The 14521-nt window shown below is 68.4% G+C and carries 10 protein-coding genes; 6 read left to right on the top strand and 4 right to left on the bottom strand.

Features of this window, described 5'->3' with window-relative positions; translation table 11 throughout:
- Positions 1-97 precede the first annotated feature (97 nt).
- Positions 98-1279, top strand: coding sequence for an acyl-CoA dehydrogenase (locus tag QLQ85_RS13005; protein ID WP_282739384.1), 1182 nt, complete (start codon positions 98-100; stop codon positions 1277-1279).
- Positions 1280-1310: 31 nt separating this feature from the next.
- Positions 1311-2528: a CaiB/BaiF CoA transferase family protein gene (locus QLQ85_RS13000; RefSeq protein WP_282739383.1), complete on the top strand. Its 1218-nt coding sequence runs from the start codon at positions 1311-1313 to the stop codon at positions 2526-2528.
- A 57-nt stretch (positions 2529-2585) separates the two neighbouring features.
- On the opposite strand, the gene ppsR is transcribed toward QLQ85_RS13000, so the two are convergent.
- The gene (ppsR, locus tag QLQ85_RS12995; RefSeq protein ID WP_282739382.1) at positions 2586-3419 is read right to left on the bottom strand and encodes a posphoenolpyruvate synthetase regulatory kinase/phosphorylase PpsR; all 834 of its coding nucleotides are present in this window, start codon (positions 3417-3419) and stop codon (positions 2586-2588) included.
- A 273-nt stretch (positions 3420-3692) separates the two neighbouring features.
- On the opposite strand from ppsR, the gene ppsA reads away from it, so the two are divergent.
- Positions 3693-6065 (top strand): phosphoenolpyruvate synthase, encoded by a 2373-nt coding sequence (gene ppsA, locus QLQ85_RS12990; RefSeq protein WP_282739381.1) that lies wholly within the window; start codon positions 3693-3695, stop codon positions 6063-6065.
- 224 nt (positions 6066-6289) lie between these two features.
- Positions 6290-8062 (top strand): gamma-glutamyltransferase, encoded by a 1773-nt coding sequence (gene ggt / locus QLQ85_RS12985; protein ID WP_282739503.1) that lies wholly within the window; start codon positions 6290-6292, stop codon positions 8060-8062.
- Between the two features lie 59 nt (positions 8063-8121).
- Here the strand turns inward: ggt and QLQ85_RS12980 are convergent, their stop codons facing one another.
- Both QLQ85_RS12980 and rraA read right to left on the bottom strand, forming a co-directional pair.
- Positions 8122-10005: a glycerophosphodiester phosphodiesterase family protein gene (locus QLQ85_RS12980; protein WP_282739380.1), complete on the bottom strand. Its 1884-nt coding sequence runs from the start codon at positions 10003-10005 to the stop codon at positions 8122-8124.
- Between the two features lie 121 nt (positions 10006-10126).
- Positions 10127-10615, bottom strand: coding sequence for a ribonuclease E activity regulator RraA (rraA, locus tag QLQ85_RS12975; RefSeq protein ID WP_282739379.1), 489 nt, complete (start codon positions 10613-10615; stop codon positions 10127-10129).
- Positions 10616-10847: 232 nt separating this feature from the next.
- On the opposite strand from rraA, the gene QLQ85_RS12970 reads away from it, so the two are divergent.
- Positions 10848-11825 (top strand): TAXI family TRAP transporter solute-binding subunit, encoded by a 978-nt coding sequence (locus tag QLQ85_RS12970; RefSeq protein ID WP_282739378.1) that lies wholly within the window; start codon positions 10848-10850, stop codon positions 11823-11825.
- A gap of 88 nt (positions 11826-11913) precedes the next feature.
- Positions 11914-13683 carry a TRAP transporter permease gene (locus tag QLQ85_RS12965; protein WP_282739377.1) on the top strand — a complete coding sequence of 590 codons (1770 nt, stop codon included), beginning with the start codon at positions 11914-11916 and terminating at the stop codon, positions 13681-13683.
- Positions 13684-13689: 6 nt separating this feature from the next.
- Here the strand turns inward: QLQ85_RS12965 and QLQ85_RS12960 are convergent, their stop codons facing one another.
- Positions 13690-14259 carry a hypothetical protein gene (locus QLQ85_RS12960; RefSeq protein ID WP_282739376.1) on the bottom strand — a complete coding sequence of 190 codons (570 nt, stop codon included), beginning with the start codon at positions 14257-14259 and terminating at the stop codon, positions 13690-13692.
- Between the last annotated feature and the right edge of the window lie 262 nt (positions 14260-14521).

Raw genomic sequence — 14521 nt, 5'->3', positions numbered from 1 at the left:
GGGGGTTGTCATTGTCGTTGCTTTAATCTACATTTGATGAAAACGTTGACATTTTGGTCGACGACTCACATCACGCCCTCACTGCCCGGAGACCCCCATGAGCCAGATCACCCCCGTTACCTGGGAAGACCCCCTCCGCCTGGTCGACCAGCTCAGCGAAGACGAGCGCATGGTCCACCAGACCGCTTACGACTACTGCCAGGAGAAGCTCCTGCCGCGCGTGCTCGAGGCCAACCGCCACGAGCACTTCGACCGCGAGATCATGAGCGAGATGGGCGAACTGGGGCTGCTCGGCGCCACCATCGACGGCTACGGCTGTGCCGGCCTGAATTACGTCAGCTACGGTCTGATCGCCCGCGAGGTCGAGCGCGTCGACTCCGGCTACCGCAGCGCCATGAGCGTGCAGTCGAGCCTGGTGATGTACCCGATCCACGCCTTCGGCAGCGACGCCCAGCGCGAGAAGTACCTGCCCAAGCTGGCCACCGGCGAGTGGGTGGGCTGCTTCGGGCTCACCGAGCCGGACCACGGCTCCGACCCGGGCGGCATGAGCACCCGCGCCACCCGCACCGAGAGCGGCTGGCGCCTCAACGGCACCAAGACCTGGATCACCAACTCGCCCATCGCCGACGTCTTCGTGGTCTGGGCCCGCGACGACGAGGGCGTCATCCGCGGCTTCATCCTCGAGAAGGGCATGGCCGGGCTTTCCGCACCCAAGATCGAGGGCAAGTTCAGCCTGCGTGCCTCGATCACCGGGCAGATCGCCATCCAGGACGTGGAGGTCGGAGACGAGCAGCGCCTGCCCGGCGTCCAGGGCCTCAAGGGGCCGTTCTCGTGCCTCAACCGGGCGCGCTACGGCATTGCCTGGGGCAGCATGGGCGCCGCCGAGGCGTGCTGGCACGCGGCCCGCCAGTACACCCTGGACCGCAAGCAGTTCGGTCGTCCGCTGGCCGCCAACCAGCTGATCCAGAAGAAGCTCGCCGACATGCAGACCGAGATCGCCCTGGGGCTGCAGGCCAGTCTGCGGGTCGGCCGCATGATCGACGACGGCCAGCTGGTGCCCGAGGCGATCTCGCTGATCAAGCGCAACAACTGCGGCAAGGCGCTGGACATCGCCCGCGTGGCCCGCGACATGCACGGCGGCAACGGCATCAGTGACGAGTACCACGTGATCCGCCACATGATGAACCTGGAAGCCGTGAACACCTACGAGGGCACCCACGACGTGCACGCCCTGATCCTGGGGCGGGCCCAGACCGGCATCCAGGCCTTCGCCAATTGAGCCCCGCGGCGCATCGATCAGGAGCGACACCATGAGTGGACCCCTGTCGGGCGTGGTGGTGCTGGATCTCTCGCGGGTGCTGGCCGGGCCCTGGGCCGGCCAACTGCTTGCCGACCTGGGCGCCCGGGTGATCAAGATCGAGCACCCCGAGCGCGGCGACGACACCCGCGGCTGGGGCCCCCCCTGGCTGGCCGAAGACCTCGCGCGGGGCGGCGATGCCGAGCGGGTGGCGGCCTACTTCCTGTGCGCCAACCGCGGCAAGCGGTCGCTGGCCGTGGATATCGCCACGGAAGAGGGGCAGCGGCTGGTCCGCCAGCTGGCGAAGGGCGCCGATATCCTGCTGGAGAACTTCAAGGTCGGCGGCCTGGCCAAGTACGGGCTCGACTACGCCAGCCTGCACGCGCTCAACCCGCGGCTGATCGGCTGCTCGATCACCGGCTTCGGCCAGGACGGCCCCTACGCCCACCGCGCCGGCTACGACTTCATGATCCAGGCCATGGGCGGGCTGATGAGCCTCTCCGGGGAGCCCGACGGCATGCCGATGAAGACCGGCGTGGCGATCACCGACGTCATGACCGGCCTCTACGCCGCGGTGGGCGTGCTCGCGGCACTGCACGAGCGCGGGCGCACCGGCGTCGGCCGCCATATCGACGTGGCGCTGCTCGACGTCCAGGTGGCCACCCTCGCCAACCAGGCGCTCAACGCCCTGGTCAGCGGTGTCTCGCCGCAGCGCCACGGCAACGCCCACCCCAACATCGTGCCCTACCAGGCCTTCGCCTGTGCCGACGGCCACCTGGTGGTCACCGTGGGCAACGACACCCAGTTCGCCCGCTTCGCCAGCCTGCTCGGCCACCCGGAATGGGCCGAGGACCCGGCCTATGCCACCAACGCCGCCCGGGTCGGCAACCGCGAGGTGCTGACGGGAATGATCCAGGCGATCCTCGCGACCCGCGGGCGCGACGACTGGCTCGCCGAGCTCGAGGCCCGCGGCATTCCCGCCGGTCCGATCAATACCCTCAGCGAGGTGTTCGACGACCCCCAGGTGCGCCATCGCGGCCTGCGGCGCACCCTGCAGCGCGGCGAACTCGGGGTGCCCCAGGTCGCCAACCCGCTGCGCTTCGACGGCGAGCCCGCCACCAGCGAGGTCGCCCCACCGCGGCTCGGCCAGGACAGCGACGCCATCCTGGCCGAGATGGGCCTCAGCGCGGACGACATCGCCCGGCTGAGAGGGGCTGGCGTCGTGCGCTAAGCAAATTTTGGGGTCAGACCCCTAAGCGGATTTTGGGGTCTGACCCCTCAGGGGGCTTCAGCGTGGCGAGAAGCGCCTCGTGAGCCCCATCTCGGCGATCATCCGGGTGGAGATCTCCTCCACCGAGAAGCGCGTGGTGTCGATGTAGGGGATGTGCATCTGGCGGTAGAGCCCCTCGGCCTGGCCGACCTCCTGCACGCACTGGTCCATGGAGCTGTAGCGGCTGTTGGGGCGGCGCTCGTGGCGGATCGCCGCCAGCCGCCTGGGGTCGATGGTCAGCCCGAACAGCTTGTGGCGATGGGCCGCCAGGGCGCGGGGCAGCTTGAGGGAGCCGTCCTCGTCGAGGTCGTCCTCGGTGAGCGGGTAGTTGGCCGCGCGGATGCCGAACTGCAGCGCCAGGTAGAGCGAGGTCGGCGTCTTGCCGCAGCGCGAGACGCCGATCAGGATCACGTCGGCCTTGCCGTACTGGTGGGTGCGGGCGCCATCGTCGTTGTCCAGTGCGAAGTGCACCGAGTGGATGCGGTCCATATAGACCTCATCCTTGCCGATGGAGTGGGTGCGGCCCACGGTGTAGCTGGAGTGGGTGGCCAGCTCCTGCTCCAGGGGCGCGAGGAAGGTCGAGAAGATGTCGACCTTGAACCCGGTGGCGCCGCGGATCACCTCGCGGATACTCTCGTCGACGATGGTATCGATGATGATCGGCTGCTCCCCGTCGTTGACGGCCGTGGCCTCGATCACCTCCGCCAGGGCACGGGCCTTCTCTACCGAGTCGATATAGGGCTTGGTGAGCATGCGGATCTCGACGTTCTCGAACTGGGCCAGCAGGCTGCGGCCCAGGCTCTCGGCGGTGATGCCGGTGCCGTCGGAGATGAAGAAGGCGGTACGGGTCATGGTCGGTCCAGTCGCTCGGGCGGAAGTGGTGGCCCATTGTCGATGCTGGCCGGGTCGTGGACAAGCGGCAGAACATTTCGCGCCATCGGCCCTTGCCACTACAGGAATCCGGCAAATCCCCCGATTGTTGTAAAAATCCTCCAGTGACTTCGATGTTAGACCAATGGCGAATATGGCCGGCCGCTGTTAGAGTCGCGACCATCCATTCATGCCCGTGTCTCGACCAGAACATCCGGCATGAATCATCAAGTCGTCGATAGCCAAGGGGGTCACGTGGACGATTACATTCTGTGGTTCGATCAGTTGGGCATGGACGACGTCGAACGGGTCGGGGGCAAGAATGCTTCTCTAGGGGAGATGATCTCCAACCTCGCCGGTGCCGGTGTCACCGTGCCCGGCGGTTTCGCCACCACGGCCCACGCCTACCGTGAATTCCTCTCCCACGAGGGGCTCAACGAGCGCATCAACGGGCGGCTCGCCACCCTGGACGTGGATGACGTCACCGCGCTGGCCAAGGCCGGTGCCGAGATCCGCCAGTGGGTGATCGACACCCCGCTGCCGCCGACCTTCGAGGAGCACCTGCGCACCGCCTACGACAAGCTCGTCACCCAGCACCCCGACCTCAAGGCCGCGGTGCGCAGCTCGGCCACCGCCGAGGACCTGCCGGACGCCTCCTTCGCCGGCCAGCAGGAGACCTTCCTCAACATCGAGGGCTTCGACAACATCAAGCGAGCCGTGCACGAGGTGTTCGCCTCGCTGTTCAACGACCGCGCCATCTCCTACCGCGTGCACCGCGGCTACGCCCACGAGAACGTAGCGCTCTCCGCCGGCATCCAGAAGATGGTGCGTTCCGAGACCGGGGCCTCCGGCGTCATGTTCACCCTCGACACCGAGTCCGGCTACCGCGATGCGGTCTTCGTCACCGCCTCCTGGGGGCTCGGCGAGACAGTGGTGCAGGGGGCGGTGAACCCCGACGAGTTCTACGTGCACAAGCCGACCCTGGCCGCCGGCCGCCCGGCGGTGCTGCGCCGCAACCTGGGTTCCAAGCTGATCAAGATGGTCTATACCGACGACGCCAGTGCCGGCAAGTCGGTGGCCACCGTGGAGGTGCCGCTCAAGGAGCGCGGTCGCTTCTGCATCGACGACGACCAGGTGATGGCCCTGGCCCGTCAGGCGGTGACCATCGAGCAGCACTACGGCCGTCCCATGGATATCGAATGGGCGCTGGACGGCGACGACGGCCAGCTCTACATCGTCCAGGCGCGTCCCGAGACGGTGGTCTCCCAGCAGGAGGGCGGCAAGCTCGAGCGCTTCCAGCTCAAGGAGAAGGGGCGCACCCTGGTGGCCGGCCGGGCCATCGGCCAGCGCATCGGCAGCGGCACCGTGAAGGTCGTCTTCTCGCCGGACGACATGGACAAGGTCAAGCCCGGCGACGTGCTGGTCACCGACATGACCGACCCGGACTGGGAACCGATCATGAAGCGCGCCTCGGCGATCGTCACCAACCGTGGTGGGCGCACCTGCCACGCGGCGATCATCGCCCGCGAGCTGGGTATTCCCGCCGTGGTCGGCTGTGGCGACGCCACCCAGGAGCTCCCCGAGGGCCGTGACGTCACCGTCTCCTGCGCCGAGGGCGACACCGGCCACGTCTACGAGGGGCTGCTCGAGTTCGACCGTCGGGTGACCAGCGTCGACGCGATGCCCGAGATTCCGTTCAAGATCATGATGAACGTGGGCAACCCGGATCGCGCCTTCGGCTTCGCCGGCCTGCCCAATGCCGGCGTCGGCCTGGCACGCCTCGAGTTCATCATCAACCGCATGATCGGCGTGCACCCCAAGGCGCTGCTCGAGTACGACACCCTGCCGGCCGACCTGCAGCAGACCATCGACCTGCGTACCGCGGGCTACACCGACCCGGTCGGCTTCTACGTCGACAAGCTGGTCGAGGGCATCTCCACCCTGGCCGCCGCCTTCCACCCCCAGCCGGTCATCGTGCGGCTGTCGGACTTCAAGTCCAACGAGTACGAGAACCTGATCGGCGGCAAGCTCTACGAGCCGGGCGAAGAGAACCCCATGCTCGGCTTCCGTGGCGCCGCGCGCTACATCTCCGACTCCTTCCGCCCCTGCTTCGAGCTGGAGTGTCGGGCGCTCAAGCGGGTGCGCGAGGAGATGGGCCTGGACAACATCCAGATCATGGTGCCCTTCGTGCGCACCACCGACGAGGCCCGCGAAGTGGTCGAGCTGCTCGCCGCCAACGGCCTGGCCCGCGGCGACAACGGGCTCAAGGTGATCATGATGTGCGAGCTGCCGGCCAATGCCCTGCTCGCCGACGAGTTCCTCGAGCACTTCGACGGCTTCTCCATCGGCTCCAACGACCTGACCCAGCTCACCCTGGGCCTCGACCGGGACTCCGGCATCGTCGCCCACCTGTTCGACGAGCGGAACCCGGCGGTCAAGAAGCTGCTGGCCATGGCGATCCAGGCGTGCAAGGCCCAGGGCAAGTACATCGGCATCTGCGGCCAGGGCCCGTCGGACCACCCGGATCTCGCCAAGTGGCTGATGGAGCAGGGCATCGACTCGGTCTCGCTCAACCCCGACGCGGTGCTCGAGACCTGGTTCATGCTGGCGGGGGAAACCCTCGGCTAAGTCCCCTGTGGGGTCAGACCCCAAAATTGACTTTGGGGTCTGACCCCGATTCAGGACCACGCCCGGCCGACGAGAGTCTGCCGGGCGTCTTGTATGCGTTTTCGCCTATGCTGTAACTCTCCCCACTCGCACGACTACAAGGAGAGTTGCCCATGACGCCCCTCGCCATGCCCTTCCGCCGCCCCTTCCGCCGCCATGTGCTGGTGCCGGTCACCGCGGCGCTGATGATCGGTCTGCCGCTGTCGGCCCAGGCCGAGACCGAGGAGACCTTCGAGTACGACATCCCGGCCATCGCCCCTGAGGTGGCCTCCGAGACCGAGGAGAAGCCCGGCTGGGCGACCCAGCGCTTCGCGGTGGCGGCGGCCAACCCGCTGGCCACCGATGCCGGCTACCAGGTGCTCAAGGCGGGGGGCAGCGCCATCGATGCGGCCATCGCCGTGCAGATGGTGCTGAACCTGGTGGAGCCCCAGTCCAGCGGCATCGGCGGCGGGGCCTTCCTGGTGCATTTCGACGGCGAGGAGGTCACCGCCTTCGACGGTCGCGAGATGGCGCCGGGCGCGGTGGACGAAAGCCTCTTCCTCGACGAGGAAGGTGAACCGCTGGAGTTCCTGGATGCCGCCGCCAGTGGCCTCTCGGTGGGGGTGCCCGGCACGGTGCGCATGCTCGAGTTGGCTCACAAGGAGCACGGCGAGCTGCCCTGGGCCGAGCTCTTCGCCCCCGCCATCCAGCTGGCGGAGGATGGCTTCGCGGTCAGTCCGCGGCTTGCCACCAGCCTGGCCGGCGAGGAGCGCCTGCGCCAGGACTCCCAGGCCGGCGCCTTCTACTACCCGGGCGGCGCGCCCCTGGAGGCCGGCGAGACCCTGCGCAACCCGGCGCTGGCCGCGATCCTGCGCGAGATCGCCGAGCACGGCAGCAGGGCTCTGCACACCGGCAACATCGCCAACGACCTGGTAACCCGGGTCCAGGGGCACCAGGAGCGCGGCGGCGCGCTCTCCCTGGAGGACCTGGCGAGCTACGAGGCCAAGCAGCGCGAAGCGCTGTGTACCGACTGGCAGGCCTACAGAGTCTGTGGCTTTCCCCCGCCGTCGTCCGGCCACCTGACCGTGATGCAGATCCTGGGTATCCTCGAGCACCTGCCGGCCGTGGAGGAGCCGCTGGTGGACGGCCTGCCCGGCGAGGCCTGGCTGCACCAGTTCCTCGACGCCTCGCGGCTGGCCTTCGCCGATCGCGGCAAGTACATCGCCGACCCGGCCTTCGTCGACGCCCCCGGGGGTGACTGGTCGAGCATGCTCGACCCCGAGTACCTGGCCAAGCGCGCCGACCTGGTCGGCGACCAGAGCCTGGGCGACGGTGGGGCCGAACCGGGCAACCCCGGGACGCTGTCCACCGCCTGGGGCCTGCATCCCGCCCAGCCGGAATACGGCACCAGCCATATCAGCATCATCGACGAGCAGGGCAACGCCATCGCCATGACCACCACCATCGAGCAGGCCTTCGGTTCGCGGATCATGGCCGACGGCGGCACCGGGCTGGCGGGTGGCTACCTGCTCAACAACGAGCTCACCGACTTCTCCTTCGAGCCCGAGGACGAGCAGGGCAATCCCATCGCCAACCGCGTCGAGCCGCGCAAGCGGCCGCGCTCGAGCATGAGCCCGACCCTGGTGTTCGACCGCGACAGCGGCGAGCTGGTGGCGAGCCTCGGTTCGCCGGGCGGCGCGGCGATCATCCACTACACCGCCAAGTCGCTGGTGGCGATGCTCGACTGGGGCCTCGATGCCCAGGAGGCGCTCGACCTGCCCCATGCCATCACCCTGGGCGGGCCGGCGTTCCTCGAGGAGGGGCGCTTCCCCGCGTCGACCCTCGAGGCGCTGAACGCCCGCGGCCATGAGGCCAGCGAGCGCGAACTGGTCAGCGGCCTGCAGGCGCTGCAGGTCACCGACGAGGGCTTCTTCGGCGGTGCCGACCCGCGCCGCGAAGGGGTGGTGATGGGGGACTGAAGGCACGGCACCGCAGGCGCCCCGGCGGCCAACACCGAGGCATCCGGCGGTGCCCTCTGTCAGTTCCTCAGCCAGTTGCGCAGCTTGACCAGCAGCAGGGCGCCGTCGCTGAGTTCGCGACGGTCGTCGATCAGCTCGCCGAGCAGCTCCGGGCGGTCGGTGATGATGGCGTCCACGCCGAGGTCGATCAGCTGCGACATCCGCGCTCGGCCGTTGATGGTCCAGGCGTGTATCTCGTAGCCATGGGTGCGGGCGAGACGGATCTCGTTCTCGGTGATGCGGTTGTGGCGCAACCCCAGGGCATCGAAACTGCGGCGGTCCAGGGTGCCGGGCAGGATCAGCTGGGCCAGCAGGGTGGTCTTGAGGGCGGGCTCCCGCGCCTTGATCTCCGGTACCAGCGACGGCGACATGGTGGCCAGGCGCGTCTCGCCGATCACGTCCGGGTCGCCGCACATCGAGGCCTCGATGGCATCATGGGCGGCATCCAGGCAGGCGGTACGCGCCTCGGCTTCCCGGTGCAGGGCCTCGATCACCGCCTCGACCAGGGCCACCTCGCGGCCCTGGTCGGGCTTCATGTCGATCATCAGGCGGCTGCGGCCGCGCACCATCGCCAGCGCCTCGTCGAGGCCGGGAATCCGCTCGCCGACGTAGGCATCTCCGAACCAGCTGCCCACGTCGAAGGCACCCAGTTCCTCGCGATCCAGATCGCGCAGGTCGCGGGGGTCGCCGGTGAGCCGGGTGAGGCTGCGGTCGTGGTAGAGCACCGCCTGCCCATCGGCGGTGAGCCGGACATCGATCTCCACGTAATCGGCGCCATCCGCCACGGCGCGATCCACCGCCGCCAGGGTGTTCTCCGGCGCGACCAGGGAACTGCCGCGATGGGCGATGTTGGTGACCCGGTCGCGAAGCTCGAAGCTGTTGACGATCAGCCAGGCCTGGAAGAGGGCGAAGGCGATCACGCCGAGCTCCACCCCCCACGCCAGCCGGCCCGGGTGGGCGTCCGCCGGTGGCGGGGCAGGGCGCGGCTCGCGGTGGGCCAGGCGCAGGTAGAGGCAGGCACCGAGCAGGGCGTTGGCGGCGATGCCGACGAAGGTGATGGCGAGCGTCACCAGCACATAGGCGGTGAGATAGCCGAACATGGCCGGGATGAGCACCGCGTTGCGCTCCGGCAGCCACCACAGCATCGGCGTGAAGATCCGGTCGAACAGGCTGGTGGCCAGGAACGGTAGGGCGATGATCACTACCAGCAGGGCGATCACCGCCACGGCGATGTGGTGGCGGCGGCTGCGGGTCAGGTGATGGCTGCGTGTCAGCGCCTTCAGCGGCGAGAGGTTCTCGAGGACGACCAGCGGCAGGGCGAGGATCCAGCGGAAGTAGAGGGTCGCGGCCAGCGCCACCCAGATCACCAGCAGCGGGCTGGCGACGGCGAGGAACTGCCACATCGCCGGCGGTCTCACGCGCTGCACGTAGTAGGGGTCCAGGCCACCGAGAAAGCCCCCGTAGAGCCAGGTCACGGCGAAGGCCACCGGGATCAGCAGCAACAGATGGGTGCCGACCTGAACCACCACCAGGCCCGCCAGCGCGGGCAGCCGGCGCAGGGTCGCCCAGAGTGCCTCGAAGGCGAGCCAGTAGTGATTGTCCCGTGGGCGAATCGCCACCAGGATCATCCCGGCCTGCTGCAGGTAGAGCACCAGGAAGGTCAGGCCGATGGCCGCCAGCAGCCAGAGCACGCCGCCGGTGCTCATCAGGATGTCGATCAGCTCGGCGTTGGTCAGCACCGGTCGGCCGAACTGGCCGAGCAGGCGCCTGAGCGTCCAGGCCACCGCGGGGAGTACCAGGCTCGAGGCCAGTATCGTGAAGAACAGGTGGTAGGCCACGAGAGGACGCAGATGCTCGCGCAGGCTGCGTTGCACCGCGTGACTCAGCTGTGGCAGGGACAGCATGGGCAGCGTGTCATGGTGGGTCGCATGCCATCAGGGTGGCACCAGCAGGATAAGCCCAGCAAGTCGAGAGCGTCGGGGTCAGACCCTTAAATTCGCTTAGGGGTCTGACCCCAAGGCATGCTTAGCCTTCCAGCGGCAGCCGCTCGTCGGCGACGAGGATGCCGTTGTTGTCGGCGTAGAGCCACTGGCCCGGGGCCATGGTCACGCCGGCGAAGGTCACCGGGATGTCCCGCTGCCCTTCGCCATGCTTCTCGCTCTTGCGCGGGTGGGCGCCGAGCGCCTGGACGCCGAGCTCGGTCTCGGCCAGCACGTCGACGTCGCGCACGCAGCCGTACATCACCACGCCGGCCCAGCCGTTCTCCAGCGCCTGTTCGGCCAGCATGTCGCCGAGCATCGCACAGCGCTGGGAGCCGCCGGCATCCACCACCAGCACCGCGCCCTCGCCGGGTTCGCCGACGGCCTGCTTGACCAGCGAGTTGTCCTCGAAGCACTTGACGGTGCGGATCGGGCCGCAGAAGGCCTCGCGGCCGCCGAAGTTGACGAAGAGCGGATCGAGGACCCGCACCTCGGGGTGGGCGTCGCAGATGTCCGGGGTGATGATATGGCTCATGGTGGCTCCTGGCTCGAGTGGTCGACGCCTCGATGATGCCATAGTCATGGCCGGCCGGGTGTCGCCATCGACGAAGGGAGGGGCGGGTATTTCCTCGATGTCTAATGCGGGAAGCAATGGCATGTTATAGGCTTTGGCACGATGGCCAGCAGCCATCGCACGCTTGCTCATCACACTCGATCATAACAACAGGCATCGCCCGTGATGCCGGTCACGCAAGAGGACGTCATCCATGCGCCATTTCACTCGCCCGTTCGCCCGGACCCTGCTGGCGTCGGCCACCGCCGTGCTGATCGGCGCGACCGCACTGTCCGCCCAGGCCGAGACCCGCGTCACCTACAAGTCCGCCTCGGCGGGGACCGCCTACTACCAGATGGGCGTCGAGCTCTCCGAAGCGATCCGCCGGGGAACCGACGGCGATATCGTCCTGACCCTCGAGGAGAGCCAGGGGTCGGTGCAGAACGTCATGGAAGTGATGGCGCGCCAGGGCAACTATGTCTTCACCACACCCCCCGGGCTGGTGGACAGCGCCATGGCCGGCGAGGGCCCCTTCGCCGAACGCCAGAACCCGCGCTTCCAGGAGATCCGCGGCCTCTTCCCGATTCCCGCGATCACCATGCACTTCGTGGTGGCCGGTGACGAGGGCGTCATCTCGCTGGACGACCTGGAAGACAAGCACATCCTGATCGGCCGCGGCACCTTCGGCGCCCGCGAGGCCGAGCGTTACCTGGCGCTGTTCGGGCTGATGGACAAGGTGCAGGTGGCCAACGCCGAGATCGGCAGCGGCCCGGATGCGCTGAAGAACGGCCAGATCGACGCCTTCGTCACCGCCAGCTCCTTCCCCACGCCCAACGTGATCGAAACCGCCGCCAGCATGCCGATCAGCCTGGTCAGCCTGACCGACGAGCAGATCGAGCAGACCGGGGCGGCGCGCCAGACCATCCCGGGGGGCACCTATGCGGGCATCGAGGCCGATGTGCAGACCACCTCGCTGCCGGTGATCGCCTACACCACCAGCGACATGGACGACGACACCGCCTATACCCTGACCCGCACCTTCTGGGAGCGCCGCGAGGCGATGGCCGAGGAGTCCCCCTGGTGGGGCAGCATCACCCCCGACATGATCGGCAACATCGCCGGCAGCCTGCATCCCGGCGCGGTGCGCTACTACGACGAAGCCGGCATCGACCTCCCCGATCACCTGCGTTAACTCCCCTTTGGGGTCAGACCCCTCAGCGGACTTTGGGGTCTGACCCCAAGGTGTGCTGAGGGCCGCCCCCGGCTGGCAAGGCTTTCTCATGCTCGAACCCGTTTCCCGCCTGCACCCGGCCTGGGTGGCGCTGGGCACCGTGACCGTGGTCTTTCACCTCGGGCTGATCTTCTACGGCCTGACCCCGGCGCTGGTCAGCCGGCCGATCCATATGGCGTTGGCGCTGCCGTGGATCCTGATCTTCGCCGCCCGCACGCCTGTCGAGCGTGCCAGCGGCTGGCTGTTGACCGGGCTCGGTATCGCCGCCTGCGGCTACATCGCCTTCAACGAGGAGGCGCTTTCGCAGCAGTACGGTTTCATCGATACCCACCTGCAGATGGTCATCGGTGTCTTCCTGATCGGGCTGGCGCTCGAGACGGCGCGCCGGGCGATCGGCTGGCCGCTGCCGCTGGTGGCCTTGACGGCGCTGCTCTACGGGGTGTTCGGCGCCCATGTGCCCGGCCAGTTCGGTCACCCGGGGATGCCGCTGCAGAGCTTCGTCGGCACCCTGACCATCGCCGAGGGCGGGCTATGGGGCAAGCTGACCGGGGTGAGCGTGGGCGTGGTGGCGGTGTTCGTCATCTTCGGCGCGGTGCTCAACGCCGGCGAGGCGGGGCGCGGCTTCATGAACATGGCCAGCGTCGTCGCCGGGCGGCTCACCGGCGGGGCGGCCAAGGTCGCGGTGATCTCGTCGGCGCTGATGGGCTCGATCTCGGGCTCGGCCTCGGCCAACGTGGCGTCCACCGGCGCCATCACCATTCCCACCATGGTGCGCCTGGGCTATCCGCGCTCGCTGGCCGGGGCGGTGGAGGCGGTGGCCTCGTCCGGCGGGCAGATCATGCCGCCGCTGATGGGCGCCGGCGCCTTCGTGATGGTCGAGCTCACCGGCACGCCCTATCCCCTGATCATGGCCGCGGCGCTGCTGCCGGCGATCCTCTACTTCGCCACGGTGTGGGTAGGCATCAACGCCTACGCCACCCGCCACGACCTGCGGCCCATGGCCGCCAGCGAGCAGCCGGCGCCCAAGGAGGTGTTGATCACCTCGCTGTTCTTCGCCGTGCCCTTCGTCATCCTGCTCGAGCGCATCTTCCTGGGCGGCGTCACGCCCCAGTACGCGGCGAGCATCGCCATCTTCGCCGGCATGGCGCTGCTGTGCTTCGATGTCACCCTGACCTTCTCGCTGCGTGACTTCGCCGGGCGCATGGCCGAGGCCATGGTGATCGCCGGGCGCCAGGTGGCGGTGATCGGTGCCATCATCATCTGCGCCTCGCTGGTGATCGGGGTGCTCGCGCTGACCGGGCTGGGGGTGAAGATCACCACGGGGATCCTCTCGCTGTCGGGCGAGATGCTCTGGCCGGCGCTGCTGCTCACCGCGCTCGCCTGCCTGGTGCTGGGCATGGAGGTGCCGACCACGGCGGCCTACGTGATCTGCGTCTCGGTAGCCGGTCCGGCGCTCACCGCCCTGGGCCTCGAGCCGCTGCTGGCGCACCTGTTCGTGTTCTGGTTCGCGCTGCTCTCGACCATCACCCCACCGGTGTGCGGCGGGGTCTTCATCGCCGCCGGCATGGTGGGCGAGAACTGGCTCAAGGTCGCCATGAAGGCCATGGCGCTCGGCATCGGGCTCTACATCATCCCGCTGGCCATGGTCGCCAACCCGGATGTCATCCGCCTGGCGTTCGACCCCGCCGGCGCCGTCATCGACGCGGTGAAGATCGCCGTCGGCCTCACCGGCGTCTCCTACGGCGTCATCGCCCGCCGCGCGTGGTGGCTGCGGCTGGTGCTGGTGGCTGCCGGGGCCGCGGTGATCTTCGCGTTCTGAGCTCGCTCAGCGCGTCGGCTGACTCGGGGCCGGGGCGCAGAGGATCAGTTCGCCCGCCAGACGCTCGCGACCGAACAATACCCAGGTATCCAGGGCCGGGCCGAGGTCCTCGACCAGGCGCAGGGCGTCGGGGTGGGCATCGAGCACCTCCCGGGCACAGAGCCCGGCCTCGAAGCGTCCGTCCAGCAGGCCGTTGGCCACGTCGACGGTGGTCGGCGCCTCGATCTGCTCGGGGTAGGCGGAGAGGTCGGCATAGTGGCGGGTGGCCGGCTGCAGCCCCAGGCGCCGCGGCTCGGCCACCTCGCGGCGGGCGAGGATCGCCAGCGGCTTGCTCGGCGCGATGAAGGCGTCTACCGGGAAGGCGCGGTGCATGGTGCGGCCGACCCACTCCCCGTGGCTGGGGTGGGCCGTGCACTGCAGCAGGTAGTCCACCTCGCCGGCCAGCAGGGCGGGAAAGGCTGCATCGAAGCTCTCGAAGGGGCGGATCTCGGCGTCCTCCAGGCCACGGGCGGCCAGGTAGCGTTCGAGTACCAGCAGATGGTTGTTGCCGGCAGGGCCAAGGGTGGCGAAGCGCATCGCGGGCTCCTAAGTTTCCTGTGGGGTCAGACCCCTAAGCGCATTTTGGGGTCTGACCCCAAAGGTGAGTTTGGCCGTCTCCATCATCGCCGCTGTCGGGGTGGTGGGCAAATCTCCAGCAACAGGGGCGCATCCAGGCGGCATCGCACGATTCTCTCACTGCCTGTATGGGCACTTTCGTATGGCAATGTAAGCGATCGGCTATGGCACCGGTGCTCGATATCCGTAATCTGGGCGATGGGGTAACCGACAAGGCTCGCCA

The sequence above is a fragment of the Halomonas kalidii genome (assembly GCF_030010475.1).
Classification (GTDB): domain Bacteria; phylum Pseudomonadota; class Gammaproteobacteria; order Pseudomonadales; family Halomonadaceae; genus Halomonas; species Halomonas heilongjiangensis.
Note: the sequence above shows the minus strand (reverse complement) of the source record. Positions and strands in the feature narration are given on the sequence as shown.